The sequence below is a fragment of the Cupriavidus sp. YAF13 genome (assembly GCF_052113425.1).
Classification (GTDB): Bacteria; Pseudomonadota; Gammaproteobacteria; order Burkholderiales; family Burkholderiaceae; genus Cupriavidus.
The window spans coordinates 1-24,110 of the sequence record NZ_JBFRDD010000017.1 but is presented as its reverse complement, the minus strand read 5'-3'; the positions used below and the strand labels follow the sequence as shown (position 1 = coordinate 24,110).

The following is a 24,110-nucleotide window of genomic DNA, read 5'->3' as shown; positions in this document are numbered from 1 at the left end:
GGCTCAGGCCGCGAGCGCGGCCGCCTGGTCCAGGAAGCCTTGGTACTCCGCTTGCGGCACGAACAGCCCGCCGGTGGTCCACACCAGATGCGTGGCTTGCGGCATCGTGGCGTCGAGCTGGTGCCGGGCCAGGTAGTCGCGCCCCGCCGCGCTCTCGCACAGCATGCGCGGCCCGCTGAAGCCTGCCGCCGCCGAGGGCTCGATGCGCAGCCCTTGCGTGCGCCATGCCAGGGCCAGGTGTTCGAACAGGGTATCGTCCGCCACCGTGTACACGCCGGACAGCAGCGGGCGCATGACGGCAGCGGCCAGCTCGGAGGCGCGCGGCACGGCTAGGCCGTCGGCCTGCGTGTGGTTGCTCAGGCCAAAGTCATAGACGGACGGATTGCCTGCGCCTGCCATCATCTGCACCAGGAAGCAGGGCGACTGGGTCGGCTCGGCAAACACGCAGTGCACGTGCGGCCCAAACAGCTGCCGCATGCCGAAGGTGATGCCGGCCGGCGCGCCGCCCACGCCGCAAGGCAGGTAAACGAAGAGCGGGTGCCCGGCATCGACGCGGATCGCATGCGCGGCGAGTTGCTGGCGCAGGTGCAGCGCCGCGGCGCTGTAGCCGAGCAGCAGCGACAGCGAGCGCTCGTCGTCCACGAAGTAGGTGAACTCGTCCTGCTGCGCCTGGCGGCGGCCGGCGGCGACGGCGTCCTCGTAGTCGCCAGCGTGCTCCACGACTTCCACGCCACGGTCGCGCAGCCGCGTCTTCTTCCATGCCTTTGCATCTGACGACATATGCACGGCCGCGCGAAAACCCAGCGCCGAGGCCATCACGCCAATGCTCAGGCCAAGGTTGCCGGTGGAACCCACCGCCACCTGGTAGCGGCCGAACAAGGCGCGCGCCGCGGGCGCCCTCAGGGCCAGGTAATGTTCCGGCCCGTTGCGGCCAGGGCCAAGCAGGCCATGGCGCAGCGCCAGGTTCTCGGCAAATTCCAGCACTTCGTGGATGCCGCCGCGCGCCTTGATGGAGCCCGCCACCGGCAGGCTGTGATCCGCCTTGACCCAGAGCCGGCCCTGGCTGAGCGGCAGCCCGAGGGCCGCCTGCATCGACGGCACGGCCACCAGGGGCGACTCGATGACGCCATGGGTGTCAGCCAGCTCGGGAAACAGCGCCGGCAGCAGCGGGGCAAAGCGGGCAAAGCGCGCCTGTGCGGCCTCGACATCAGCTAGACTAATGCTGTGTTCGCCGGCGGCCTGGACGGGCGGCGGCGTCCCGGCGCGCGCCGGATTGCACCAGAGCAACGGCGTGGCGGCGGCCAGGCTGGCGCGCAGCGCTGCGGCATTGTCCGGGCCGGTTGCGATTGATGGGTTCGTGGCTAAAGACTGGTTCATCGGCAAGGGATAGGCTGCTGCGGGTTCCTGGGTGACTTCATTGTTGGCCTGCGCGGATCCGCTGGCAATCCATTTATATTTAGCGAGGCATTAGTTTGGCTAATGGAAGTCTGAGGGCGGGCATGCGTATCGGCGGCCGCTTATGAGCACCTTGTTATCGTCCTCGTTGCTGAGCTGGCTGCGCTGCTTCGAGGCGTCGGCGCGTCATTGCAACTTCACCCACGCCGCTACGGAACTGTGCGTGACGCAGGGCGCGGTCAGCCAGCAGGTGAAGCAGCTGGAGCAGTGGCTGGACCGGCCCTTGTTCCTGCGCACGCCGCGCGCGCTGGTGCTGACGCCCGAAGGCGAGCGGTTGCGCTTTGTGCTGCGCGAGTCCTTCCAGGCCATCGAAGGCACGCTTACCCAGCTACGCAAGCCGCGCGAGGCCGGCCCTATTGCGCTGAGCTGCGCACCGTCGTTCGCCATGCGCTGGCTGACCCCGCGGCTGGGCGACTTTTTCCGTGATCACCCCGAGGTGGGCCTGCGCGTCTACGGCGAGTTCCACGCACTGGACCGCACCCGGATGGTGCGCGATGGCATCGATGCCGCCGTGCGCTTCGACCTGGGTGGCTACGACGACCTCAAGGCCCGGCTGTTTCTCGACGAATGGCTGCTGCCGGTGGCAAGCCCCGCCTTCCTGGCCGCGCATCCCGAGCTGCGCAGGCCGCAGGACCTGAGGGGCGCCTGGCTGCTGCACGACGTGAGCCCATGGGACGGCGCGCAAGCCTTCGAGGAATGGCGCCACTGGCTGCAGGTGGCAGGGGTGGAGGCGGAGGTGGGCGAACTGGACGCGGGCCAGCGCTTCAACCTGTCGCAGCTGGCCGTGGGTGCGGCGCTGGCCGGGCAGGGCATCGCAATGGGGCGCTCGGCGCTGGTGCTGGAAGACATCGAGGCTGGCCGCCTGGTCGACCTGTTCGGCATCCATGCGCGCTCGCAGGCGTCTTACTTCTTCGTCTGCGCGCACGGGCAGACACCGCCTATCGCCATGGTGGAGGATTGGCTGGCTGCCGAGGGTGCACGCTTCGATGCGGCGCGGGCCAAGGTGCTCGACGTGCAGGCACGCGGCGCGAAGGCCACCGGTGGGTGACAAAGCGTTCGATCCCCGGCATAGTTTGCGGCTTTCGTGCCGCATGGCGCGGCTCTCCGGCTTCCTGGCTTCCTGGCTTTCGGGTATTCGAGTTACCGATGGAATTTCCTGTCCTGATCCTGGCGCTGGGCGCCGTCGTGGCCGGCTTCGTGCAAGGCTTGTCCGGGTTTGCCTTCGGCATGGTGGCCATGTCCTTCTGGGTCTGGACCGTGGAGCCGCGCCTGGCCGCGACGATGGCGGTGTTCGGCTCGCTGACCGGGCAGGTGGTGGCGGCGGTGACGGTGCGGCGCAGCTTCTCGCCCCGGCAGTTGCTGCCCTTCGTGGCCGGCGGCATCCTGGGCATTCCCATTGGCGTGGCGATCTTGCCGGCACTCAATCCCAGCGTGTTCAAGGCTTGCCTGGGCGGGCTGCTGGTCATCTGGTGTCCGCTCATGCTGATGTCCAGGCAACTGCCCCACATCCGGGCCGGCGGGCGGGTGGCCGATGGCGTGATCGGCGCGGCCGGTGGCATCATGGGCGGCATCGGCGGCTTTACCGGCGTCATTCCCACGCTGTGGTGCACCCTGCGCGGGCTGGCCAAGGACGAGCAGCGCGCCATCATCCAGAACTTCAACCTGGCCACGCTGGCGGTGACCATGGCGACCTATGTCGGCACCGGCATCGTCACGCGCGACATGCTGCCCATGTTCCTGGTGGTGGGGCCGGCCATGCTGGTGCCCAGCATCCTTGGCGCGCGGCTGTACATCGGCATCAGCGAGCTCGCATTTCGCAGGATCGTGCTGAGCCTGCTGACCGCATCGGGCGTGGCGCTGCTGTCGGCCTCGCTGCCGAAGCTGCTGGGGACGTTGCACTGATTGGCGTGAGCCCTGGGCCCGCGTGGGCAGCGGCTCAGGTATGAAAGGTTTCGGTCTCTGCCTCCGCCTGCACTGGCGCATCGAGGCCGCCGCGCTCGAACTCCGCGATCACCTGCGCCCCGAGCAGCAGCAAGGTGGCGGCGATTTCCAGGCTCAGCAGCACGACAATCGCCGTGGCGAGCGAGCCGTACACCACGCTCACCTGCGACAGCGTGGCGAAGTACCAGACCAGCACGTGGCGCGAGATCTCCCACAGCAGCGCGGCGCTCACCGCGCCGATCAGCGCATGGCGCACGGACAAGCGGCCTACCGGCATCACCAGGTAGATGGAGGCCAGCAGCAGGATCTCCCCCGCCAGCCCGAGCAGGTAGAGCAGGGTGCCGGAGACCCGGTCCAGCGACAGGTCGTGGCCCAACACTTCCACATGCCGCGCGCCTAGCGCCTGCAGGCTGCCCGCGACCACCGTCACCAGCAACAGGCCGATGCTGAGCACGATGATGTAGCAGTAAGGCAGCACCGCCGACACCAGGAAGTGGCGGCGGCGGATGGCCACCCGGTGCACAAAGATCACCGACATGGCGTTCTCCAGCACCGTGAACGCCAGCGAGCTGAAAAAGATCATGCTCGCCAGCAGCACCCAGCCGATCACCCCGCGGTTCGCCAGGAAGCTGGCCAGCTCGCCCACCAGCGCGCGGGATTGCCCCGGCAGCAACCATTCCAGGTAGCGCGACAAGGTGGCCAGCAGCGATGCCGGCTCGATCACATGGGACAGCGCGATCACCATCAGGATCAGCAAGGGCACGATCGACAGCAGGGCGTAGTACGCCACCGCGCCCGCGAGCAGCAAGCCCTGGTTGGCCCGGAATTGCCGGAGGGTGCGCAGTACGAAGCGCCACGGGTGCTTCAGCACCAGCCGGGCGCGCGCGTCGAGTATCTGCATGGCAGAGGATGGGTCAGTTCGACATGGCAGGGACAGCAGGGACGGCAAAAGAAAGCGCAGGCCACGGCGCATTGCGGGTTGGGATGCCGGGTCGGGAGGTCTGCTATGTCTGGCAGGGAGGCTTCTTTCGCGGCGCATCCGTGTTCTCTCAATGTGGTGCATCGCGCGCCGCACGGCAAGCCGTGGTTGTCCTACACAGGCTTGCGTCATTCTCCGACAGAAACGCCGGCAGGCGAGACTATGCTTGGATGAAGCATGCCGCGCGCTGCGCGCAATGCCAATTGCATTGCCGGCATTCACGTGGCACGTACGCGACCATCACGACAGGAACCGCAATCCCATGGCTGATCTGAACGCCGGCCCCGCTGCGGCCAGCCAGTCGTCTGTCTCCGCGGATGTCCGTGGCGGCGCCGGTGATGGCTGGCTGGCTCCTGCAGCCAGCCAGCCGCCGGCGCCGCCTGAGGCTGCAGATGCGGGCGCATCGGCGGCCCAGCCTGCCGTGGCCGCAACCCCTCCCGTTCCGGCCAGGCGCGGTGAACTGGCACTGACCATGCTCGCGGTGCTTGCGTCGCTCTACACGCTGCACCTGGCTAGCGCTTTCGTGATCCCCGTGGTGCTGGCAGTGGTTGTCGCCTACATGCTCGATCCGCTGGTCACCGTGCTGTGCGGACGGCGCATCCCGCGTGTGCTCGGCGCCTCGCTGGTGCTGCTGGCGCTGCTGGCCAGCGTGGTCTGCAGCGCGTACCTGCTGCAGGATCAGGTTGCCAGCCTGATCGACCGTTTGCCGGAAGTGGCCACCAAGCTGTCGCGCTCCGTGGGCGCCTTGCTCAGCGGAGACGACTCGATGGTGCAAAAGATCCGGCGGGCGGCCACGGTGCTGGGCGGTACCGGGCAAGGGCCACCCGTGCGTGGCTCGCCGATCGTGGTGGAGCGCGCCGGGGATTCGCTCAACAATATCCTGCTGGCAGGTTCGGTTGGCGTCTTCACCGTCGCCGGGCAGGCCGCGGTGGTGTTGTTCCTCGCCTTCTTCATGCTGGTGTCCGGCGACATGTTCAAGCGCAAGTTCATCAAGATGGCGGGTACCACGCTGTCGCAAAAGAAGATCAGCGTGCACATGCTCGACGAGATCAACCGGCAGATCCAGCGCTATATGGTGATGCTGCTGGTCACCAACGCCATGGTGGGTGTGCTGACCTGGTTCCTGCTGAAATGGCTGCACGTAGAGAATGCCGGCACGTGGGCGCTGGCCGCCGCGGCGTTGCACCTGGTGCCTTACTTCGGTGCGGTGCTTATTGCGGTTTGCATCGGGCTTGCCGCCTTCATGCAGTCGGGCGACTTCGCACTGACGGCAATGGCGGCAGGCGGCTCGCTGCTGGTCGCCACGCTGATCGGCGCGCTGGTGACCACCTGGATGACGGGGCGCATGGCCAAGATGAACGCCGTCGCGGTGTTCGTCGTGCTGCTGCTCTTCACCTGGCTATGGGGCGCCTGGGGCGTGCTGCTGGCGATTCCCATCGCCGTGATCGCCAAGGTGGTGGCGGATCATGTGGAGGGGCTGGAAGTGGTGGCGGAGTTCCTGGGCGAGTGAGGTTGGCTCAATCGAGGTTGGCTCAATCCGCAGCCAAATAGCGCGCCACCAGCGCCGCCACATCGGGCGGGACCGCATCCGCCGCGCACGCCCGCAGATGCAGCGTCTGTCTGTCGCGCAGCGTCATTGCCGCATCCTGCTCGCCAAAACGCAACGTGCCTTCGGCAAACACGCGCTCCTGGCAATCTCCCTGGCTCATCGACACAAACTGCAAGGGCAGCGCTTGCCGCGGGCCATTGCCCGAGGCTATCCACAGCCACTGGTATTTGCGCGAGCGCGGCGCGTCGGCGGGCAAGCCGAGGCGCTTGATTTCCAGCACCGTGCCCGCGCCTGCGGTGAAGGCAAAGAGAATCTCGCAGGTGGGCAATGCTGGCTGGGTTTGCGTCATGGCTGGCTGGACATCTGCTGGAAACTGGAGCGCGATTCTACCCGCAGCCGAGCGTGTCCGCGCCGCACACGCCACGCATATCGATAGGCGAACACCTTCATTCCATGCCCATGGCCGCGGCGCTAACATCGCTCCAGCGAGCCGGCATCACAAGTGCCGGTCGCGCCTTGATAACAGCGGCCAGCTTGCGCGCCGCCGCGCATCGGCGTGGCGCGCGAAGAGCCGCAACCCTGAGTGTGGAGCCTGCATGCAACGCCGTAGTCTATTCAAATCCATCGCCCTGGCCGCCGCCATGATTGTGCTGCCGGCCGCGCACGCCGCCGACCAGGTGGTGCGCCTTGGCACCATGAGCGGCCCCGACGCGCAGATCTGGGAGGTCGTGCGGACCGTGGCCAAGCGCAGTGGCCTGGACGTGAAGATCATCGAGTTCAACGACTATGCGCAGCCGAATGCCGCGCTGGATGCCGGGGACCTGGACGCCAACAGCTTCCAGCACCAGCCCTTTCTCGACAGCCAGATCGCGGCGCGGCACTACAAGATCGCCAATGTCGGGCTGACATACGTGGCGCCGATGGGCTTTTATTCGAAGAAGCTCAAGTCGCTGAAGGCACTGCCGGACGGCGCCAAGGTGGGCATCCAGAACGATCCCTCCAATGGCAACCGCGCGCTGCTGCTGTTGCAGAAAGAGGGTCTGGTCACGCTGCGCGATGGCGCCGGCACGAACGGCAAGAACGCCACGCCGCTCGATATCAAGGCCAATCCCCGCAAGCTGAAGCTCGTGGAGCTGGACTCGGCCATCCTGCCGCGCTCGCTCGATGACCTGGCCGTGGCTTCCATCAATACCGACTACGCGGTCAAGGCCGGCCTCAGCCCAACCAAGGATGCGATTGCCACCGAAGACCTGCGCGGCCCGTACGCCAACCTGATCGCGGTGCGCACGCAGGACAAGGACAAGCCGTGGGTCAAGCCGCTGGTGGCAGCCTACCAGTCGCAGGAAGTGCGCGACTTCCTGGCCACGCAGTTCAAGGGCGCGATCCTGCCGGCGTTCTGACGGCGCGCGCGCTCGAGGATAGCGCCGGCTATGCGGCCAGCGCTTCCTCGACAAACAGCAGGCGGTCATTGCCCCAGAACAATTCGTCGCCGACGAAGAAGCTTGGGGCACCGAACACGCCGCGTGCCACCGCGGCCTCGGTGGCCTGCTTCAGCGCCTCCTTCACCACCGGGTCATCGATCATCCCCAGCACCTGGCGCGCGTCGAACCCGGCGGCTGTGAGCGCGGCGCCGATCTCGGCGGGGTCGTTCAGGTTACGTTGCTGCTCCCACATGGCGGCAAAGATCGTCTCCACATAACGGTGGAAGGCGGCCTCGTCCTGCAACTGGAAGCCGACCGCGGCGCGCATCAGCGCCAGCGTGTTGACCGGGAAATGCGGATTCTGCTGCAGGTTGGCACCGTACCGGCGCGACCAGCGCGCGGTGTCGGTTTTCGACCAGCGGCCCTTGGCGGGGATCTCCGCGGGGCTGTGGTTGCCGGTGGCCTTGAACACGCCGCCCAGCAGGATGGGCCGCCATACGATCTGCGCGCCGGTGCGCTGTGCCACGCGCGGCAATTCCTTGTAGGCCAGGTAGGAATACGGGCTGCCGAAGTCGAAATAAAATTCAACTTGCTTGCTCATGTCGTCGTCTCCGCTTGTTGTGGTGCTTTGTCTTTGTTGGTTTTCATGCCTTTCATGGCTTTGAGGCTTTGGCCGGCAGGGCTTACCACGGCTCGATCCACGGACGGATATCCAGCTCGTGCGTCCACGCGTCGCGCGGCTGCTGGTGCAGCATCCAGTAGGTGTCGGCGATATGCTCCGGATTGACGATGCCGTCGTCCTGCTTGGTGGCGTAGCGGTCGGGGAAGTTCGAGCGGATGAAGTCGGTGTCGATGGCAGCGTCCACCACCAGGTGCGCCACATGGATATTCTTCGGCCCCAGCTCTCGCGCCATGCTCTGGGCTAGCGCGCGCAGGGCATGCTTGGCGCCCGCAAAGGCGCTCATGCCATCGCGCCCGCGCAGGCTGGCGGTTGCACCAGTGAAGAAAATCGAGCCATGCCCGCGCGGCAGCATCACGCGGGCAGCCTCGCGCCCCATCAGGAAGCCGCCGAAGCAGGCCATCTCCCAGACCTTGAAGTACACGCGGGATGTGGTTTCCAGCACGGAAAACCGCACATTGGCGCCGATATTGAAGATCGCCACCTCCAGCGGCGCGATCTCGCGCTCGATGCGCTCGATCAGCGCCACCGTCTCGTCCTCCTTGCGGGCATCGCAGGCAAAGCCGTAGGCTTCGCCGCCCTCGGCGCGGATCTGCTCGACCAGCGGCGTGAGCTTGTCGGCACTGCGGCGCGTCACGCAGGCGATATAGCCCTCACGGGCAAAGCGGCGCGCAATGGCGCCGCCAGTGGCGTCGCCGGCACCCACCACAAGGATGGCTTTCTTGTTGGACATGACTTGTCTCCAGTCTTGGAATTATCCGCCGGCAATGGCCGGGCGGGCTCTCTGCGTTCGTGCCCACGCTGGCCGCTTCCATCGAAAGCGGATCCGGCATAAGATAAACGATCGTTTAGTAAACGAACGTTATGGTATGAATGCGGGTCGCGTCAAGCGGCATCTGCCCCAGGACAATCTCAGGAACTGCAATGCGTTATTCCGCAACTCACAAAGCAGCCACCCGCGAGCGGGTGCTGGAGGCCAGCGGCGCGCTGGTCAAGCGCGAGGGCTTTGCGTCGACGGGTGTTGACCAGCTGATGGGCGCCGCCGGCCTGACCGGCGGGGCGTTCTACAGCCATTTCGATTCCAAGCAGGCATTGCTGCGCGAAGTGATCGAGCGCGAGCTGCAGCGCAGCCGGGAGCTGCTGCTGCCTGACGGGGAGGCAGGCGATGGCGCCTGGCTGGCAAGGATGCTGGATTGCTACCTCACCATGGGCCATGTGCGGCATCCGGAGACGGGCTGCCCGTTGCCCAGCCTGGGCGCGGAGATCGCCCGCGCCGATGCGGACACGCGCCAGGCCTGCGAGGACGGCATGGTAGCCATGCAGCTGGAGCTGGCGGTAAGGCTGGGGAGCGGGGAGGCGGCCTGGGGCGTCATGTCCCAGTGCGTCGGGGCGCTGATGCTGGCGCGCACGGTGGCCAACCAGGATGTGGCCAGGGAGATATTGAAGGGGGCACGGACGATGCTGGAGCGTGCAGGTGGTTCTGCGGGTGACTGGATGTAGCGCAGCGCGCTTTGTTTTAACATGCGGGCTACACATTCAGACAGGACCCCCGCCGATGAGGAACGTATTCCTGATTCCCCTTGTTTCGGCATTGCTTGCCTTTGGCAGCGCGGCCTGCGCCCAGGTCGATGACCAGTCGAAGCCGCAGGCGCTGATCCAGACCGTGACGCAGCAGTTGCTGCGTGAGGTGCGCGCCCGCGCGGTCGCGCCAGGAGATATCCAGCGCATCACGGCGATCGTGAACAAGGACATCCTTCCGTACACCGACCTGAACCGCACCACGCAGCTCGCCATGGGCCGTTACTGGCGCACCGCAACGCCGGCGCAGCAGCAACAAGTGGTGGAGCAGTTCAAGCTGCTGCTGATCCACACCTATGCCGGTGCTATCGCGCAACTCCGCCCGGACCAGCAGATCGAGTATCCGCCGTCGCGCATCGAGCCGACCGAGACGGACGTGGTGGTGCGCACGGTCGCCACCAATATGAAAAGCGGCCAGCCTGTGCAGATCGACTACCGACTGCACAAGACGCCGGAAGGCTGGCGCGTGTATGACCTGAACGTGCTGGGCGCCTGGCTGGTGCAAACCTACCGGCAGCAGTTCAATGACAGGATTCAGCAAGGCGGGGTGGAGGGGCTGATCCAGTCGCTGACTGAGCGCAATGCGCGGCTTGTGTCTGGCAGGCAGTAGGAGGGGCCCAGGATCCAAGGGTCCAAGGGGCCATGCGGGCTGTACGCCTTGCATCTGGAACGACTTCCGGCTGCTGGCAGCACCCGTCCGCCCAGTCAGGGTAAAACCGCCGCATGACCCTGACGATTAGTCGGCCCGGCACCACCGGCCAGAATCCGGGCACACAGCGGCCCTTGCACCGTCCAGCCAGACTTGCTCTTCATTCAGTTGCAAAGAGGTTGAAGGGGTGGTGTCGAAGGCAACCTGGAGTGCGTGCCCAACATGGGTATCTTCAATGGGAAGCTCCCAGGTCAGGAATAGCTGGATGCAATCCTGGTCGGGCGGGAAATCGGTCGCGTGAAAACCGCTGCTCTGGCGTTGAATCACGCCATGAGGCTGRCAAGTATCGAATATCACAGCCGTACCCCGGGACAGGGGGATCCGATGGCCCAGCGAGGGAAAATGCAAGTCTTGACCCCTGTCCTCGCTCAGGAAGAGATTGCAAAAGGCGACGCCGCCATACTGCGCACCATCATGGTGGTACCGCGCCCCGCGGCAGGCCATGAGGGCCACGTCGCTGGCGGCAAGCACCCCGGGCAGTCCAAGCGCGCACGCCCAATCGGACACCGCCTGCACGCAGCGTGCGTAGTCCGGCCAGCGCGCCCGCGCTCGCGCCAAGGGCATTGCCTCGACATCCCCGGGTTCCAGGACCAGGCGGGACGATATCTCCCTTGCCCAATCCGCAAGCAGACGCGCAGGGGGCACAGGCACGTCGACCGTGCCGGATAGCACGATGTCACTGACGCATCGGCTGCGGATGGCGTCGCCGCTCCAGAAATAGGAAGTGAGGAGGTCTTGTGCTCGATGCGGTTGAGGGCGGTGGTTCATCTGTAGCAGTGTCATCCGGCTGTCTCGATACTGTAGCGGATCGTAGGCAGAGGTCGCCTGCCAGCCAGGAACAGTTGCCCAAGATTGYCAGCATGCGCACCTGCTGCCGGGCGAGGGAGCGGCCGAAGCCGTATGGTAGTGTCCCGCCATCTTTCCCTCCACACGCCTATCGAGGTCGCAATGAAAGTCAAACGAATCGTTGCCAATATCAACACGCAAGCCGTAGGCGATGCGAAGGACTTCTACGAGGGCGTATTCGGTCTCAACCTGGTGATGGATCATGGCTGGATTGCCACGTACGGGTCGTCGGAAACGATGAAAGCGCAGATCAGTATCGCTTCACAAGGAGGATCGGACACGCCAACGCCGGATCTTTCGATCGAAGTGGACAACATTGCCGCCGCACTTGAGCGCGTGAAGTCGGCAGGGATTCCCATCGAGTACGGCCCGGTCGACGAGCCATGGGGCGTACGGCGCTTCTATGTTCGCGACCCATTTGGCAAACTGATCAACGTGCTTGCGCACACCTGACGCGGAGGTCTGCCAGGGGCGGTGGGCAAAACCGCCCATTCGGAATCTGGCTTATCGGACAGTCTTCAGCGGGGCGGGTGCGCTGGTAGTGGCAGGCAATCGCCAAAGTCAGCCAATTCCCGCCAGCCTTCGGGCGTCGATCATCATGTTTGCGCCCAGTACAAGCAGAACCGCGCCCATGGCCCAGCGCTGGGCTAGCAGGAGTCCCGGCCGGCGGGACAGCAGCGTTGCCATGCTGCCGGAGCAGATTGCAACGGCGCCATTGACGGTGGCGAACGCGATAATCAATGTGGACCCGAGCACGAGAGATTGCTCGAGGACGTTGCCGTTCCGATAGTTGATGAATTGCGGCAAGACTGACAGGAAGGTCATCGCCAGCTTGGGATTCAACAGGCTGGTGGTCGCGCCCATCGCGAACAGCCGGCGGGGGCGTTCGTGCGGCAGGTCGCGGACTTCGAGCGGGGAGCGGCCACCAGGCTTTACGGCCTGCCACGCCAGATAGAACAGATAGGCGGCGCCCACCGCGCCCAGGATGCTGCTGGCGTAGGGCACGCTCAGGAAAAATGCCGTGATGCCAAACGCCGCGCCAAACATATAGAAAAGGTATCCGAGCATGACGCCAGCCAGGGACACGAGGCCGGCCTTGCGTCCTTGCGCAATGGAGCGCGACATCACGTAGACCATGTTTGGGCCCGGCGTCACGGCAAGCATGCCCCCCACCGCTAAAAATCCGTAGATCGATTCCATACCGTGCATTTTCGGGGTTCCCCTGTGGACATCGACTGCAGTATCCACTTGGTGAATGCCCGAGTAAAACGGGTTAAACTGAATTTYTTGTTCAGATTTTCTGATTAATATGAAAAAGCTCGATCTGGACGTCATTGAGATGGTGGTGGCGGTCGCCGACACCGGCTCGTTTGCCCGGGGGGCGGAGGCCGTRCACCGGTCSSCGTCGGCGGTGAGCATGCAGATCAAGGCGCTTGAGGAGTCGCTTGGGAAGCCGCTGTTCGTGCGGACCACGCGGCATGTGACGATTACCGCCGAGGGAAAGACGCTGCTGGACTACGGCCGCCGCATGCTCGCGATGCGGGAGGAGGCGTGGGCGTCGATCGTGCGCCCGGAGATGAAGGGGCGCGTCACCATCGGCGTGCCTGACGACTACGCCTCATCGTTGCTGCCGTCGGTCCTCAGACAGTTCGCGGTGGCGCACCCGCGTGTGGAAATCCGGGTGATCGGCATGCCCAGCAGTGCGCTTGTGCCATTGCTCAAGGACAACACACTCGACCTGGCCTGCCTGACCAAAGCCAAGGGCATAGCCGGTGAATTCATCCGGTTCGAGCCGATGGTCTGGGTCGGGTCGGCCGTGCGGAAAGTGTGGAACGAGCGCCCGCTGCCCATCGCTGTATTCGCGCATGGCAGCACGGCACGCGCCAATGCCATCAGCGCGCTGCAGCGGGAGAACATCAAATACCGCATGTCCTACGAAAGCCCGAGCTTGCTGGGCCTTGTCAGCATGGTCGAAGCGGGGCTTGCGGTCGCCCCCCTGGCAAGATGCAGCGTACCGGGGCATCTTGTTCAGCTATCCCAGAGCGACGGTTTGCCACCACTGGCTGAACTCGAAATCGTCCTTGCGCGCAGTTCCCGGTCTGCGCGACCGCCCTGTGATTACCTTGCTGAACAGATTCTGGTTGAATTGAGAACCTGAGGAGAGCCTGGGGGAGCCGCATGGTGAGGCGTCCATCGATGAACAGAGAGGTTGTGAGGCCGTCAGTCCGTGGCGGCTGTCAGCGGCGGCAGCTTCCAGTCTTGCTGCGCAGTGGCGTCAGGTGGCCTTCGATCGGCTTGCGCTTGCCTCGCGCCGGGGACGTCCAGGACGCCATGGTGCCATCGGTGCCGTCATTCAGCACCTTGCCTACACTCTGGACGAGCGAAGCCGTAGGGCGCGCTGGCATCGACGGTGATCCCGCGGCGCTGCGTGGCCGCGGGATTTTTCTTGTGGCGCCAGGTTAGCGGTAAAGCCGCCCATGCGCCGGAGTTGGGCGGTGTGGCTCGCGATGTGCCGGCTTGTCCGCCAGCGCTTTGCCTACGCCTCCACAAGCGCCTCGAAGCGCAGGGCGAGAAAGTCGATCAGCGCACGCACCGCAGGCAGCAGGCCCCGGCGCGAGGGGTACACGGCATGGATGACGCCGGCCTTTGGCCGCCAGTCTGGCACCAGCATGACCAGCCGGCCTTGTTTCAGCTCATCCTCCACCACCATGCTCGGCAGTGCCACCGCGCCCACCCCGGCCAGCGCGGCCAGGCGCAGGGCCAGCATGTCGTCGGTGACCAGGCGCGGGGTGTGGCGGATTTCCACGCTGGCGCCCTCCGGCCCCTGCAGCCGCCAGCTATGCGTGGGTTGCGGCGGCCCCCAGTCCAGCGTGGGCAGTTCGGCCACGTCGGCCGGCACGGCGGGCATGGGGCGGCCCGCCAGCAGCGCGGGGCTGGCCAGCAGGCACCACGCGCGGGTGGCCAGCGTGCGCATCACCAGGTCGCTGTCGCTCAAAGGCGGCACCCGCACCCGAATGGCCACGTCGATGCGCTCGGCAATCACATCCACGCGGCGGTTGGTGGCCTCGAGATGCACGATGACCTTTGGGCAGGCCGCCATGAACTCAGCGATCATGGCGCCGATCCGCGCGTGCAGCAGCGCCACCGGGCAGGTCACCCGCACGATGCCCTGGGGCTCCGAGTGCGTCAGGTCGATGGCCTGCTGCGCGGCATCGGCCTCGACCAGCATGGCCTTGCAGTGCGTGTAGTAGCTCTGCCCGATCTCGGTCACGGAGAAATGCCGCGTCGAGCGCTGGATAAGGCGCGTGCCCAGGCGTTCTTCGAGTTCGCCCACGCGGCGGCTCAGCTTGGACTTGGGGATGCCCAATGCACGGCTTGCCGGCGCAAAGCCCTGATGGTCCACCACCTGGGCAAAGTAGAAGAGGTCGTTGAGGTCGGGGTGCATCGGGGCATCGTCCTATCGATAGGACACTGAGGATAGCGCACAGCAGCTACCGGTGCTATTGCCGCTGGCCTAAGCTGATCTCCATCAGGGGCAAAGCCAGCCCGCCACCGTTCAGGATTTCCCATGAAGAAGATCATCGGCACCTACCGCGCCCCGCATGCCCATTGGGTGGGTGACGGCTTTCCCGTGCGCACGCTGTTCTCGCAGCAGAGCCTTGGCAGCCACCTGAGCCCCTTCCTGATGCTCGACCATGCGGGCCCGGCTGACTTCCCGCCTGCCGCCCGGCGGCGCGGCGTGGGCGAGCATCCACACCGCGGCTTCGAGACGGTGACCATCGTCTACCAGGGCGAGCTGGAGCATCGCGATTCCACGGGGCAGGGCGGGCGCATCGGCCCCGGCGACGTGCAATGGATGACGGCGGCGTCCGGCATCCTGCATGAGGAGTTCCATTCGGAGGCCTTCACCCGCACCGGCGGCACGCTGGAAATGGTGCAGTTGTGGGTGAACCTGCGCGCCAGCGACAAGATGACGGCACCCGGCTACCAGACCATCGTGTCGGCGCAGATCCCGTCGGTGCCGTTGCCCGGCGGCGCCGGCCAGGTGCGCGTGATTGCGGGTGAGTACCAGAACACAGGCGAAAGCGCACGCGGGCCGGCACACACCTTCACGCCGATGGACGTATGGGACGTGCAACTGCGCCATGGCGCGGACGTGGACCTGCCTGCGCCCGAGGGGCGCGCCGTGGCGCTGGTGGTGCTGCGCGGCAACGTGCTGGTCAACGGCAGCGAGGCCGCACAAGCGGGGCAGATGGTGCTGCTCGATCGCGCTGGTGCCGGATTTGCGCTGGCGGCTACAAGCGACGCGTTGGTGCTGGTGCTGCATGGCGATGCCATCGACGAGCCAGTGGCGACCTACGGGCCGTTCGTGATGAACACCGAGGAAGAGATCAAGCAAGCGCTGCAGGATTTTCGCAGCGGCCGCTTCGGGCAGATCGAAGCGGCGTAGTTAGCGTCGGACGCTAACCCGTTCGGCGTAATCGCAAATCGTGCATCAATGAAAGGAGATGCTCATGGCAACCCCCTACAAGCGCCTGGACAAGAGCCAGGCCGCCGTCCTCATGGTCGATCACCAGGCCGGCCTGCTATCGCTGGTCCGCGATATCGAACCCGATAAGTTCAAGAACAACGTGCTTGCACTGGCGGACCTGGCCAAGTATTTCAACCTGCCCACCATCCTCACCACCAGCTTCGAAGATGGCCCGAACGGGCCGCTGGTGCAGGAGCTCAAGCAGACTTTTCCCGATGCGCCCTACATTGCTCGCCCCGGCCAGATCAATGCCTGGGACAACGAGGATTTCACCAGGGCGGTCAAGGCTACCGGGCGCAAGCAGTTGATCATCGCGGGTGTGGTGACCGAAGTCTGCGTGGCTTTCCCGGCATTGTCTGCGATGGCCGAGGGCTACGACGTGTTCGTGGTCACGGATGCATCCGGCACCTTCGACGAGATCACCCGCAATGCCGCATGGGCCCGCATGGAGCAAGCCGGGGCGCAGATGCTGAGCTGGTTCGGCGTGGCCTGCGAACTGCACCGCGACTGGCGCAACGATATCGAAGGGCTGGGCACGCTGTTCGCCAATCACATTCCCGACTATCGCAACCTGATGGCGAGCTATAGCACGGTGAAGGCCGCCAGGTAAGCTGAGGAGCCGGCGCCTCATGCGCCGGCTCCAGCGGGCCATGCCCGCAAAGATCGCCTTGACATCCTTACGTACGATATATATCTTACGATATGTTTTTCGATACGTAGGAGCTGCGACGATGCGTCACCACCCCCTTCTGGGCAGGCTTAGCCATCACATGCTTGCCCATCTGTCTTCCCATTTTTCGTCCCAATCCTCGCGCCACGGCGAGCACCACGGCGAGCATCATGGCCGCCATGCCATTGGCCGCCACCACCACGGCGGCGGCCCGGGCGGCTTCTTTGGCGGCGGCGGCGATGGCTTCGACGGCGACGGCGATAGCTGGCGGCGCGGCCGCAAGTTCAGCTCGGACGATCTTCAACTCATGCTGCTGTCCTTGCTGGAAGAAAAGCCCAGCCATGGCTACGAGCTGATCAAGGCGCTGGAGGCCCGCACCAATGGCTTCTACAAACCCAGCCCGGGCATGGTCTATCCGGCCTTGACCTTCCTCGAAGAACTTGGCTACGCCACGGTGGACACCGAGGGCAACAAAAAGCGCTACCAGCTGGCGGGGCCGGGCCTGGCCCATCTCGACGCCAACCGCGAGCGGCTGGCCCTGATGCTCAACAAGCTCAAGCACGTGGCACGCAAGATGGAGTGGGTGCGGCGCGCGCTGTCGGGCGAAGCCGCCGAGCCGGGTGCGGCGGGTGCAGCGGGTGCAGCCGCCGACGAGCGCGAAGCCGCGGGCGGCTGGCTGCCGGAGTTCGTCGAGGCGCGCGTGGCGCTCAAGCGGGCGCTGCTGCTGCGCACCGATGCCACGCCGGACGAGCAGCGGCGCATCGCCGCCATCCTGGCGCGGGCGACCGCCGAGATCAACGCCGGCCAGGGTGCCTAGTGCTGACCCGCATCCCGACACGCCATATTCCGTATTCCTCATTCCCCTCATTCCCCTCATTCCCGCCAACCAGGAAACCCATGACTACTCGCGACCTCACCGTGCAACGCGTTCGCCATGAACTCAAGATGCGCTTGCTGCAAGTGGTGCGTACCCAGGCGGTGTCGCCGCAATTGCTGCGCGTGACGCTGGCCGGCGACGACCTGAAGGGCTTTGTCTCCGCGTCTTTCGACGACCACATCAAGGTGTTCTTCCCGGCGCCGGGGCAAAGCAAGCCCGCGCTGCCGGAGCTTGGCCCCAACGGCCCTGTGTTTCCCGAAGGCCAGCCGAGGCCCGCCGCGCGCGACTACACGCCGCGCCGTTACGATGCCGCCGCGGGCGAGCTCGATATCGAGTTCGTGCTGCACGGCGATGGACCTGCCTCTACCTGGGCCGCGCAGGCTGCGCCCGGCCAGTATCTCGGCGTGGGCGGCCCGCGTGGGTCGTTCGTGATTCCCGAGGGCTTCGACTGGCACCTGCTGGTGGGCGACGAAACCGCGCTGCCTGCCATCGGCCGCCGGCTGGATGAGTTGCCGTCCGGTGTGCGCGCGCTGGTGGTGCTGGCGGTGGACAACGCCGCCGCAGAAATCCCGCTGCCTAGCCGCGCCGACGTGGAGATCCGCTGGCAGCACCGTGACAGCGCACCGGCAGATAGCGCCACCGGGCTGCTGGAACAAGCCTTGCGCGAGGTCACGCTGCCGCGCGGTGAAGGCTATGTGTGGGCGGCTGGCGAGGCCGCGTCGATTCGCGCCGTGCGTCAGTACCTGGTGGGCGAGCGCGGCGTCGAGAAGGGCCGCATCCGCGCGGCCAGCTACTGGAAGGCCGGGGCCGCCGCCGTCCACGAGAACATCGACGACTGAGCGGCGCATGCCGGCGGCAGTGCAAGCCTTGAAGGCCGGATCAACTGGTTTTACAATGCAACCGCCTCGCCATTGGCGCCGCATTCCGCGGCGCGCCGCATCTGGCGAGTGAAACGGAGTTGCACTATGGTCCGGCGAACCAGCCTGGAAGGCGCTGCATGTCCCGTGGCCCGCTCGCTCGATGTGATCGGCGACTGGTGGTCGCTGCTGATCGTGCGCGATGCCTTCGATGGCTTGCGGCGCTTTGGCGAGTTCCAGCGCAGCCTCGGCCTGGCGAAGAACATCCTCGCCGGCCGGCTGCGCACGCTGCTGGCCCACGGCATCCTGGAACAGGTGCCGGCCTCCGACGGCAGCGCCTACCAGGAATACGTGCTGACGCCGAAAGGGCGCGCGCTGTTTCCGGTGGTGGTGGGCTTGCGGCAGTGGGGCGAAGCGTTCTTCTATGTCCCTGGCGAGCCGCATTCCGTGTTGGTGGACAGCAAGGCTGGCAAGCCGGTGCGGCCGCTCGAGGTGCGTGCCGAGGATGGCCGGCTGCTCGGGCCGGACGATGCGGTGGTGAGGAAGGTCGGCGAGGACGCGTTGTAGTCAGCCCGGCGCCGGATCCATCGACTATCCCGACCTTCAACACTGTCCAGCACTGTCCAACATCTCTTCTCGCTCATCGCCATGCCGCAAATATCTCTCACCCGGCCGCCCCTTCTTGTCAGCGCCTGCCTGCTTGGCCAGCCCGTGCGCTATGACGGCCAGGCCAAGGCCCAGCCCGACGCCACGCTGGTCACGCTGGCGCGGCATTTCGAACTGATCCCGGTCTGCCCGGAATCCATGGGGGGTTTGCCGACGCCGCGCCCGCCGGCCGAGATCGTCGGCGGCAGCGGCCCGCAGGTGCTGGCCGGCGCGGCCATGGTGCGCGATGCCACCGGTGCCGACGTGACCGCGCCGTTCGTGGCGGGCGCCCGCGACGMGTTGGCCATCGCCCGGCAGCGTCAATGCCGGCACGCGCTGCTCAAAGCCTTGAGCCCGTCGTGCGGCAATCATGAACACTACGATGGTTCATTTGGCGGCGCGCTGCGCCCGGGCCAGGGCGTGGCCGCGGCGTTGCTGGCCGAGGCTGGCGTGCGCGTCTGGAATGAAAGCGAGATCGATGCCCTGATCCGCACGGCCGGCGTGCCCGGTGCGTAGTGGTGCCGCCGCCCAGCTTGCAAAAGCCGTAGACGCGGCCGGTATTCGCCGCTAAGATCTTTCCGGTCGGCCGCACCAACGGCTGGCAGCGTCGCTCGGACGGTTCCGGGCGCTTACGTTCAAGGAAAATCCATGTCAGCCTCCGCAGGCAAGCGCCGCTTCGCGCGTATCGATCGTCTTCCCCCGTACGTCTTCAATATCACCGCCGAGCTGAAAATGGCGGCGCGCCGCCGTGGCGAAGACATCATCGACATGAGCATGGGCAACCCGGACGGCGCCACGCCGCCGCACATCGTTGCCAAGCTTACCGAAGCCGCACAGCGCCCCGATACCCACGGTTACTCCGCCTCCAAGGGCATCCCGCGACTGCGCCGCGCGATCTCGCACTGGTATCGCGAGCGCTACGACGTCGAGATCGATCCGGACACCGAGGCCATTGTCACCATCGGCTCCAAGGAAGGGCTGGCCCACCTGATGCTGGCCACGCTCGATCGCGGCGACACCGTGCTGGTGCCCGACCCGAGCTATCCCATCCATATCTATGGCGCGGTGATTGCCGGAGCTGATATCCGCTCCGTGCCCCTGGTGCCGGGCGTGGACTTCTTCGCCGAGATGGAGCGCGCCATTCGCGGCAGCTATCCCAAGCCGAAGATGATCGTGCTGGGCTTTCCGTCGAATCCCACCGCGCAATGCGTGGAACTGGACTTCTTCGAGCGCGTGATCGCGCTGGCGCGCAAGCACGATATCTTCGTGGTGCACGACCTGGCCTATGCCGACATCGTGTTCGACGGCTGGAAGGCGCCGTCGATCATGCAGGTGGAAGGGGCGAAAGACATTGCCGTGGAGTTTTTCACGCTGTCCAAGAGCTACAACATGGCGGGCTGGCGCATCGGCTTCATGGTGGGCAACCCGGATCTGGTGGCCGCGCTCACGCGCATGAAGAGCTATCACGACTACGGCACGTTCACCCCGCTGCAGGTCGCCGCCATTGCCGCGCTGGAAGGTGACCAGCAATGCGTCAAGGAGATCGCCGCGCACTACCAGACACGCCGCGACGTGCTGGCACGCGGGCTGATTGAATCCGGCTGGCCGGTGGAGATTCCCAAGGCGTCGATGTATATCTGGGCGCGCATCCCCGAGCCGTATCGCGCGCTGGGCTCGCTGGAGTTCTCCAAGCAACTGCTGGCCAAGGCCAAGGTCTGCGTCTCGCCCGGCATCGGCTTTGGCGACTACGGCGACGAGTACGTGCGCTTTGCGCTGATCGAGAACGAAGCGCGTATCCGCCAGGCGGTGCGCGGCATCAAGGCGATGTTCCGCGCGGACGGGCTGGTGAAGGTGCCGGTGGACGAGCACCAGCCGCACGGCCACGCGCCGAAGCCCAAGGACTGAGTGCGTGGTTTTATCCGCATGCACGTGACCACACGCCGGCGCCAGGCCGGCGTGCAACCATCAGGCATTCCCTGATCGGCCAAGCATGACCAGCGGGTGGGACTCACGCGGCCATGCGCTGTCGAAGAACGACTGCACCACGGCCTCGCTGACCTCGCTCGCATCCTTCACGCGCCAGCGCGGCGCATTGTCCTTGTCGACGATCAGCGCGCGCACCCCCTCGATAAAATCGCCCTGCGTGAACGCGTGCGACACCACGCCAAGCTCCATGCGGAAGCAATCGGCAAGATCCAGGTCGCGGCCGCGCAGCAGCAATTCCTGCGTGACCGCCATCATCAGCGGCGATCGCCCGCGCAGGATATCGAGCGTGCGCGCGGCCCAGTCGGCATAGGCCGGGTCGGATTCCGCGGCCAGGCTGTCGAGCAGGGCTGCCACGCTGGCGTCTGCCCGGAAATGCCGCAGCACGGCAGGCAGCACCGACTGCAGCGGCGCCGCCGGCGCGCTGTCGGCAGGCGTTGCCTGCAGCGCGGCGCGCAGGTCCGCCAGCACGTCGCCTGTCCGGTTGATGGCTGCCAGCGTCTGCTCGAAGTGCTCCAGGCTTGCGGCAGGCACGGCCATGTCGGCCAGCTTGCACAGCAGCGTATCGGCAGCGCCAAGCGTCACGCCTGTCAGCCCGACATAGAGCGCCAGGGCCAGCGGCAGCTTCGACAAGAAATGGCTCGCGCCCACATCGGGCACCAGGCCGATGCCGGTCTCCGGCATGGCCACGCGCGAGCGCTCTGTGACCACGCGCAGGTGCGCGGCCTGCGCCAGGCCCATGCCGCCGCCCATGACGATGCCGTCCATCAGCGCCACAACCGGCTTGGGGTAGCCATGCAGGCGGTAGTCGAGCTGGTATTCGTCGACAAAGAACTGGCGATGCAGCGCCGTACCCGCGTGGAAACTGTCGTACAGCGCGCGGATGTCGCCGCCGGCGCAGAACGCCTTGGGGCCCGCGCCGCGCAGCACCACCGCGGCGATGTCGTCGCGTGCGGCCCAGGCGGCAAGCTGCGCATCGAGCAGGCCGATCATCGGGTAGGACAAGGCGTTCAACTGGCGCGGCCGGTTGAGCGTGATCAGGCCGATACCGTTGATCTCGACGAAGCACACCTCGTCTTCGGCGCTCGGCATGGCTGCAGGATGCCCCTGCGCGGCATCGTTCGGGTTCAGGCGCATGGCGTGGCTCCTAGGCATCGCGCCATTGCGGCGCACGTTTTTGCAGGAAGGCGTTGACGCCTTCGCGCTGGTCCTCGCCGTCGAACAGGTCGACAAAGCGCTCGCGCTCCAGCGCCAGCGCCGGGCCGCGCGGCACGCCCTGGCGCGCCAGGTGCACCAGCTGCTTGCTGTAGGCAGCCGCCCGCGGGCTCACATTGCTGGCGCGCTCGGCCAGCCGCAGCGCCGCGTCCAGCGCCTGGCCCGTGGGCACCATGTCTTCCACCAGCCCGATGCGCAGCGCGGTGGCGGCATCGATGCGTTCGTTGGCCAGGATCATGCGCTTGGCCCAGCCCTCGCCCACCAGCCAGGGCAGGGTTTGCGTGCCGCAGCCACACGGCAACAGGCCGACGCCGGCTTCCGGCAGCGCCATCTGGGCCTGTTCCTCGGCAATGCGCACGTCGCAGGCCAGCGCGCATTCCAGCCCGCCGCCCATTGCATAGCCGTTGATCGCCGCGATCACCAGGGGGCGTGCGTTTTGCAGCGCCTCAAAGGCGGCACCGAAGCGTTGCGCCATCAGCCGCGCATGGGCGCGATCGCCATCGGCAAAACCGTTGAGGTCGGCGCCGGCACTGAAGAAGCGGCTGCCGTCGCCGGTGATCACGATGGCGCGCACGCGCGTGTCTGCATTCAGCGTGGCTACCAGTTGCTGCAACTGTGCCAGCCCCTCGGCGTTGAATGCATTGGCGGGCGGGCGCTTGAGGGTGAGGCGGGCGATGTGCCCGTCGATGACGTGCTCGATCATGCTTGCCGCTCCTCTTGGGCCAGGTACTGGCGGATCACGCCCGAGAAGTCGAGCTGTCCGTCGCCGGCCTGGCTCACCGCCTGGTAGATCTGCTGGGCCAGCGCCCCGAGGAACAGCGGTTGCCGCACGCTGCGGGCGGCATCCGTGGCCAGGCCCAGGTCCTTGAGCATCAGGTCCGCGCCAAAGCCGCCGCTGTAGCCACGCGAGGCCGGCGCGGTCTCGATCACGCCCGGGTAAGGGTTGCAGGTGTCGGCGGCCCAGCAGCGGCCGGTGGAGGTGTTGACGATCCCGGCCAGCACGCCGGCGTCGATGCCCAGCTTGACGCCGAGCGCCATGGCTTCCGACACGCCGATCATGGAGATGCCGAGGATCAGGTTGTTGCAGATCTTGGCGACCTGTCCGGTGCCGGTGCCGCCGCAATGGACGATGTTGCGGCCCATGCCGGACAGCACGGGTTTCAGTTGTTCGAACAGGGCTTGTTCGGCGCCGACCATGAACGTCAGCGTACCGGCCTGCGCGCCGCCGGTGCCGCCGGAGACAGGGGCGTCGGCGATCGGGTTGCCTTGCTGGTTGGCCTCGACGGCCAGTGCGCGGATGGTGGCCGGGTCGATGGTGCTGGAGTCCACTAGCGGTACGCCGGGCCGTACGCCGGCAAGGACGCCTTCCGGGCCGAGGTAGGTGGCGCGGACGTGAGCAGCGGCCGGCAGCATGGTGATGACGAAGTCGGCTTCGGCGGCAGCCTTGCGGGCGGAGGGGGCTACGGCTGCGCCGTCGGCTTGCAGGGCTGACAGGGCGGTGGGGTTGAGGTCGAATACGGTCAGGGTGTGGCCTGCCTTGAGCAGGTTGCGGGCCATGGGGGCGCCCATGTTGCCTAGGCCGATGAAGGCTATGTGCATGTTGGCTCCTTACTCTTGGTGTTTGGTGTTTGGTGTTTGTGGCAACTGCTTAACTGCAACTGCTTAACTGCAACTGCTTAACGTCAAAAGCAACTGCAGTTTCACCACGCCTGCGGCGCGGCGACCTACTTTTTTGTCTTGCCAAAAAAGTAGGCAAAAAAGGCGCGCCGGATGGGGCGACTACCCCTCGGGCTTCGGCGAAAAGAGCGGCCGGGACCCAAACTCGCATCGCCTTAAGGCGATACTCAGACATGGGTCCCTCTTTTCCGCTCTTTTCGCCGAATCCCGAGGCGCCCCATACGGCCTTGGCACACCTCCACGGCTCGCTTCGCATCGCCGTGGGTGTTTCCCGCCCCTTCGGGCGCTTTACACGGCTACCACAGTTGGTTGATCTTGCCGCTGGTTGGCTCCCCTCTCCCACTTGTGGGCTCAGGATTACCCACAAATCATCGACATGACTTCATTCGTTCTGGCGGAAGATGCGATACATCTTGATGCTCTCGTGCAGGATGAAGAAGCCGCGCCAGAGCACAGTGGGCCCTGGCGGGCGGTCGTGCTTACGGCCCAGATAGCCGC

27 protein-coding genes are annotated in these 24,110 nt (G+C 66.0%); 15 read left to right on the top strand and 12 right to left on the bottom strand.

Annotated elements, in window-relative coordinates:
• Positions 1 to 3 precede the first annotated feature (3 nt).
• Positions 4 to 1,377: a D-serine ammonia-lyase gene (locus tag AB4061_RS15730; RefSeq protein ID WP_441635290.1), complete on the bottom strand. Its 1,374-nt coding sequence runs from the start codon at positions 1,375 to 1,377 to the stop codon at positions 4 to 6.
• A 142-nt stretch (positions 1,378 to 1,519) separates the two neighbouring features.
• On the opposite strand from AB4061_RS15730, the gene AB4061_RS15725 reads away from it, so the two are divergent.
• Both AB4061_RS15725 and AB4061_RS15720 read left to right on the top strand, forming a co-directional pair.
• A complete protein-coding gene (locus tag AB4061_RS15725; protein WP_441635288.1) occupies positions 1,520 to 2,503 on the top strand; it encodes a LysR substrate-binding domain-containing protein in 984 nt (327 codons plus the stop codon).
• Between the two features lie 98 nt (positions 2,504 to 2,601).
• The gene (locus AB4061_RS15720; protein WP_441635286.1) at positions 2,602 to 3,357 is read left to right on the top strand and encodes a sulfite exporter TauE/SafE family protein; all 756 of its coding nucleotides are present in this window, start codon (positions 2,602 to 2,604) and stop codon (positions 3,355 to 3,357) included.
• Positions 3,358 to 3,391: 34 nt separating this feature from the next.
• Here AB4061_RS15720 and AB4061_RS15715 read toward each other — a convergent pair whose 3' ends face one another.
• Positions 3,392 to 4,297: a YihY/virulence factor BrkB family protein gene (locus tag AB4061_RS15715; protein ID WP_441635284.1), complete on the bottom strand. Its 906-nt coding sequence runs from the start codon at positions 4,295 to 4,297 to the stop codon at positions 3,392 to 3,394.
• Positions 4,298 to 4,637: 340 nt separating this feature from the next.
• On the opposite strand from AB4061_RS15715, the gene AB4061_RS15710 reads away from it, so the two are divergent.
• Positions 4,638 to 5,885, top strand: coding sequence for an AI-2E family transporter (locus tag AB4061_RS15710; protein ID WP_441635282.1), 1,248 nt, complete (start codon positions 4,638 to 4,640; stop codon positions 5,883 to 5,885).
• A gap of 22 nt (positions 5,886 to 5,907) precedes the next feature.
• Here AB4061_RS15710 and AB4061_RS15705 read toward each other — a convergent pair whose 3' ends face one another.
• Positions 5,908 to 6,273, bottom strand: a complete 366-nt coding sequence (locus AB4061_RS15705) for a hypothetical protein (protein WP_441635280.1) — start codon at positions 6,271 to 6,273, stop codon at positions 5,908 to 5,910.
• A 247-nt stretch (positions 6,274 to 6,520) separates the two neighbouring features.
• On the opposite strand from AB4061_RS15705, the gene AB4061_RS15700 reads away from it, so the two are divergent.
• Positions 6,521 to 7,324, top strand: coding sequence for a MetQ/NlpA family ABC transporter substrate-binding protein (locus tag AB4061_RS15700; protein ID WP_441635278.1), 804 nt, complete (start codon positions 6,521 to 6,523; stop codon positions 7,322 to 7,324).
• Between the two features lie 28 nt (positions 7,325 to 7,352).
• Here the strand turns inward: AB4061_RS15700 and AB4061_RS15695 are convergent, their stop codons facing one another.
• Together AB4061_RS15695 and AB4061_RS15690 are read right to left on the bottom strand one after the other, a co-directional pair.
• Complete coding sequence (locus AB4061_RS15695) at positions 7,353 to 7,946, bottom strand: 2-hydroxychromene-2-carboxylate isomerase (protein WP_441635276.1); 594 nt, start codon at positions 7,944 to 7,946, stop codon at positions 7,353 to 7,355.
• An 82-nt stretch (positions 7,947 to 8,028) separates the two neighbouring features.
• On the bottom strand, positions 8,029 to 8,757 hold the full coding sequence (locus AB4061_RS15690) for an SDR family oxidoreductase (RefSeq protein ID WP_150985585.1): 729 nt from the start codon (positions 8,755 to 8,757) through the stop codon (positions 8,029 to 8,031).
• A 191-nt stretch (positions 8,758 to 8,948) separates the two neighbouring features.
• Here AB4061_RS15690 and AB4061_RS15685 point away from each other — a divergent pair, with 191 nt between their 5' ends.
• Complete coding sequence (locus AB4061_RS15685; protein WP_441635274.1) at positions 8,949 to 9,524, top strand: TetR/AcrR family transcriptional regulator; 576 nt, start codon at positions 8,949 to 8,951, stop codon at positions 9,522 to 9,524.
• Between the two features lie 55 nt (positions 9,525 to 9,579).
• Positions 9,580 to 10,212 (top strand): MlaC/ttg2D family ABC transporter substrate-binding protein, encoded by a 633-nt coding sequence (locus AB4061_RS15680; RefSeq protein WP_441635272.1) that lies wholly within the window; start codon positions 9,580 to 9,582, stop codon positions 10,210 to 10,212.
• A 126-nt stretch (positions 10,213 to 10,338) separates the two neighbouring features.
• On the opposite strand, the gene AB4061_RS15675 is transcribed toward AB4061_RS15680, so the two are convergent.
• Positions 10,339 to 11,094: a hypothetical protein gene (locus tag AB4061_RS15675; protein WP_441635270.1), complete on the bottom strand. Its 756-nt coding sequence runs from the start codon at positions 11,092 to 11,094 to the stop codon at positions 10,339 to 10,341.
• Between the two features lie 165 nt (positions 11,095 to 11,259).
• On the opposite strand from AB4061_RS15675, the gene AB4061_RS15670 reads away from it, so the two are divergent.
• Positions 11,260 to 11,610 carry a VOC family protein gene (locus AB4061_RS15670; protein WP_441635268.1) on the top strand — a complete coding sequence of 117 codons (351 nt, stop codon included), beginning with the start codon at positions 11,260 to 11,262 and terminating at the stop codon, positions 11,608 to 11,610.
• 108 nt (positions 11,611 to 11,718) lie between these two features.
• On the opposite strand, the gene AB4061_RS15665 is transcribed toward AB4061_RS15670, so the two are convergent.
• Positions 11,719 to 12,366: a LysE family translocator gene (locus AB4061_RS15665; RefSeq protein ID WP_441635266.1), complete on the bottom strand. Its 648-nt coding sequence runs from the start codon at positions 12,364 to 12,366 to the stop codon at positions 11,719 to 11,721.
• Positions 12,367 to 12,466: 100 nt separating this feature from the next.
• Here AB4061_RS15665 and AB4061_RS15660 point away from each other — a divergent pair, with 100 nt between their 5' ends.
• The gene (locus tag AB4061_RS15660; protein WP_441635264.1) at positions 12,467 to 13,315 is read left to right on the top strand and encodes a LysR substrate-binding domain-containing protein; all 849 of its coding nucleotides are present in this window, start codon (positions 12,467 to 12,469) and stop codon (positions 13,313 to 13,315) included.
• 79 nt (positions 13,316 to 13,394) lie between these two features.
• On the opposite strand, the gene AB4061_RS15655 is transcribed toward AB4061_RS15660, so the two are convergent.
• A complete protein-coding gene (locus AB4061_RS15655; protein ID WP_441635262.1) occupies positions 13,395 to 13,562 on the bottom strand; it encodes a hypothetical protein in 168 nt (55 codons plus the stop codon).
• Positions 13,563 to 13,693: 131 nt separating this feature from the next.
• Positions 13,694 to 14,602 carry a LysR family transcriptional regulator gene (locus AB4061_RS15650; protein WP_441635260.1) on the bottom strand — a complete coding sequence of 303 codons (909 nt, stop codon included), beginning with the start codon at positions 14,600 to 14,602 and terminating at the stop codon, positions 13,694 to 13,696.
• A gap of 123 nt (positions 14,603 to 14,725) precedes the next feature.
• Between AB4061_RS15650 and AB4061_RS15645 the strand changes: the two genes are divergently transcribed.
• The 7 genes from AB4061_RS15645 (at position 14,726) to alaC (ending at position 20,642) form a co-directional block, all read left to right on the top strand.
• A complete protein-coding gene (locus AB4061_RS15645) occupies positions 14,726 to 15,607 on the top strand; it encodes a pirin family protein (protein ID WP_441635258.1) in 882 nt (293 codons plus the stop codon).
• 64 nt (positions 15,608 to 15,671) lie between these two features.
• Positions 15,672 to 16,298 carry an isochorismate family cysteine hydrolase YcaC gene (gene ycaC, locus AB4061_RS15640; protein ID WP_441635256.1) on the top strand — a complete coding sequence of 209 codons (627 nt, stop codon included), beginning with the start codon at positions 15,672 to 15,674 and terminating at the stop codon, positions 16,296 to 16,298.
• Between the two features lie 121 nt (positions 16,299 to 16,419).
• Positions 16,420 to 17,175: a PadR family transcriptional regulator gene (locus AB4061_RS15635; RefSeq protein WP_441635254.1), complete on the top strand. Its 756-nt coding sequence runs from the start codon at positions 16,420 to 16,422 to the stop codon at positions 17,173 to 17,175.
• 80 nt (positions 17,176 to 17,255) lie between these two features.
• Positions 17,256 to 18,074, top strand: coding sequence for a siderophore-interacting protein (locus AB4061_RS15630; RefSeq protein ID WP_441635252.1), 819 nt, complete (start codon positions 17,256 to 17,258; stop codon positions 18,072 to 18,074).
• A gap of 126 nt (positions 18,075 to 18,200) precedes the next feature.
• Positions 18,201 to 18,659, top strand: coding sequence for a winged helix-turn-helix transcriptional regulator (locus AB4061_RS15625; RefSeq protein ID WP_441635250.1), 459 nt, complete (start codon positions 18,201 to 18,203; stop codon positions 18,657 to 18,659).
• Positions 18,660 to 18,740: 81 nt separating this feature from the next.
• Positions 18,741 to 19,253, top strand: a complete 513-nt coding sequence (locus AB4061_RS15620; RefSeq protein ID WP_441635248.1) for a DUF523 domain-containing protein — start codon at positions 18,741 to 18,743, stop codon at positions 19,251 to 19,253.
• 132 nt (positions 19,254 to 19,385) lie between these two features.
• Positions 19,386 to 20,642, top strand: coding sequence for an alanine transaminase (gene alaC / locus AB4061_RS15615; RefSeq protein ID WP_150985560.1), 1,257 nt, complete (start codon positions 19,386 to 19,388; stop codon positions 20,640 to 20,642).
• Positions 20,643 to 20,702: 60 nt separating this feature from the next.
• On the opposite strand, the gene AB4061_RS15610 is transcribed toward alaC, so the two are convergent.
• From AB4061_RS15610 to mmsB, 3 genes are read right to left on the bottom strand one after another with little or no spacing between them, the layout of a single operon-like run.
• The gene (locus tag AB4061_RS15610; protein ID WP_441635246.1) at positions 20,703 to 21,857 is read right to left on the bottom strand and encodes an enoyl-CoA hydratase/isomerase family protein; all 1,155 of its coding nucleotides are present in this window, start codon (positions 21,855 to 21,857) and stop codon (positions 20,703 to 20,705) included.
• Positions 21,858 to 21,867: 10 nt separating this feature from the next.
• Positions 21,868 to 22,638: an enoyl-CoA hydratase gene (locus AB4061_RS15605; protein ID WP_441635244.1), complete on the bottom strand. Its 771-nt coding sequence runs from the start codon at positions 22,636 to 22,638 to the stop codon at positions 21,868 to 21,870.
• Positions 22,635 to 23,534 carry a 3-hydroxyisobutyrate dehydrogenase gene (gene mmsB, locus AB4061_RS15600; protein WP_441635242.1) on the bottom strand — a complete coding sequence of 300 codons (900 nt, stop codon included), beginning with the start codon at positions 23,532 to 23,534 and terminating at the stop codon, positions 22,635 to 22,637. Before mmsB ends, AB4061_RS15605 begins: the two co-directional genes overlap by 4 nt.
• Positions 23,535 to 24,110: the final 576 nt, after the last annotated feature.

Coding starts and splice junctions, on each gene's coding strand:
- mmsB (WP_441635242.1), bottom strand. CDS start 23,534: ATGCACATAGCCTTCATCGGCCTAGGCAACATGGGCGCCCCCATGGCC.
- AB4061_RS15650 (WP_441635260.1), bottom strand. CDS start 14,602: ATGCACCCCGACCTCAACGACCTCTTCTACTTTGCCCAGGTGGTGGAC.
- AB4061_RS15715 (WP_441635284.1), bottom strand. CDS start 4,297: ATGCAGATACTCGACGCGCGCGCCCGGCTGGTGCTGAAGCACCCGTGG.
- AB4061_RS15720 (WP_441635286.1), top strand. CDS start 2,602: ATGGAATTTCCTGTCCTGATCCTGGCGCTGGGCGCCGTCGTGGCCGGC.
- AB4061_RS15705 (WP_441635280.1), bottom strand. CDS start 6,273: ATGACGCAAACCCAGCCAGCATTGCCCACCTGCGAGATTCTCTTTGCC.
- AB4061_RS15670 (WP_441635268.1), top strand. CDS start 11,260: ATGAAAGTCAAACGAATCGTTGCCAATATCAACACGCAAGCCGTAGGC.
- AB4061_RS15695 (WP_441635276.1), bottom strand. CDS start 7,946: ATGAGCAAGCAAGTTGAATTTTATTTCGACTTCGGCAGCCCGTATTCC.
- AB4061_RS15625 (WP_441635250.1), top strand. CDS start 18,201: ATGGTCCGGCGAACCAGCCTGGAAGGCGCTGCATGTCCCGTGGCCCGC.
- AB4061_RS15730 (WP_441635290.1), bottom strand. CDS start 1,377: ATGAACCAGTCTTTAGCCACGAACCCATCAATCGCAACCGGCCCGGAC.
- AB4061_RS15690 (WP_150985585.1), bottom strand. CDS start 8,757: ATGTCCAACAAGAAAGCCATCCTTGTGGTGGGTGCCGGCGACGCCACT.
- AB4061_RS15635 (WP_441635254.1), top strand. CDS start 16,420: ATGCGTCACCACCCCCTTCTGGGCAGGCTTAGCCATCACATGCTTGCC.
- AB4061_RS15725 (WP_441635288.1), top strand. CDS start 1,520: ATGAGCACCTTGTTATCGTCCTCGTTGCTGAGCTGGCTGCGCTGCTTC.
- AB4061_RS15605 (WP_441635244.1), bottom strand. CDS start 22,638: ATGATCGAGCACGTCATCGACGGGCACATCGCCCGCCTCACCCTCAAG.
- AB4061_RS15610 (WP_441635246.1), bottom strand. CDS start 21,857: ATGCGCCTGAACCCGAACGATGCCGCGCAGGGGCATCCTGCAGCCATG.
- AB4061_RS15655 (WP_441635262.1), bottom strand. CDS start 13,562: ATGCCAGCGCGCCCTACGGCTTCGCTCGTCCAGAGTGTAGGCAAGGTG.
- AB4061_RS15665 (WP_441635266.1), bottom strand. CDS start 12,366: ATGCACGGTATGGAATCGATCTACGGATTTTTAGCGGTGGGGGGCATG.
- AB4061_RS15710 (WP_441635282.1), top strand. CDS start 4,638: ATGGCTGATCTGAACGCCGGCCCCGCTGCGGCCAGCCAGTCGTCTGTC.
- ycaC (WP_441635256.1), top strand. CDS start 15,672: ATGGCAACCCCCTACAAGCGCCTGGACAAGAGCCAGGCCGCCGTCCTC.
- AB4061_RS15685 (WP_441635274.1), top strand. CDS start 8,949: ATGCGTTATTCCGCAACTCACAAAGCAGCCACCCGCGAGCGGGTGCTG.
- AB4061_RS15630 (WP_441635252.1), top strand. CDS start 17,256: ATGACTACTCGCGACCTCACCGTGCAACGCGTTCGCCATGAACTCAAG.
- alaC (WP_150985560.1), top strand. CDS start 19,386: ATGTCAGCCTCCGCAGGCAAGCGCCGCTTCGCGCGTATCGATCGTCTT.
- AB4061_RS15700 (WP_441635278.1), top strand. CDS start 6,521: ATGCAACGCCGTAGTCTATTCAAATCCATCGCCCTGGCCGCCGCCATG.
- AB4061_RS15680 (WP_441635272.1), top strand. CDS start 9,580: ATGAGGAACGTATTCCTGATTCCCCTTGTTTCGGCATTGCTTGCCTTT.
- AB4061_RS15645 (WP_441635258.1), top strand. CDS start 14,726: ATGAAGAAGATCATCGGCACCTACCGCGCCCCGCATGCCCATTGGGTG.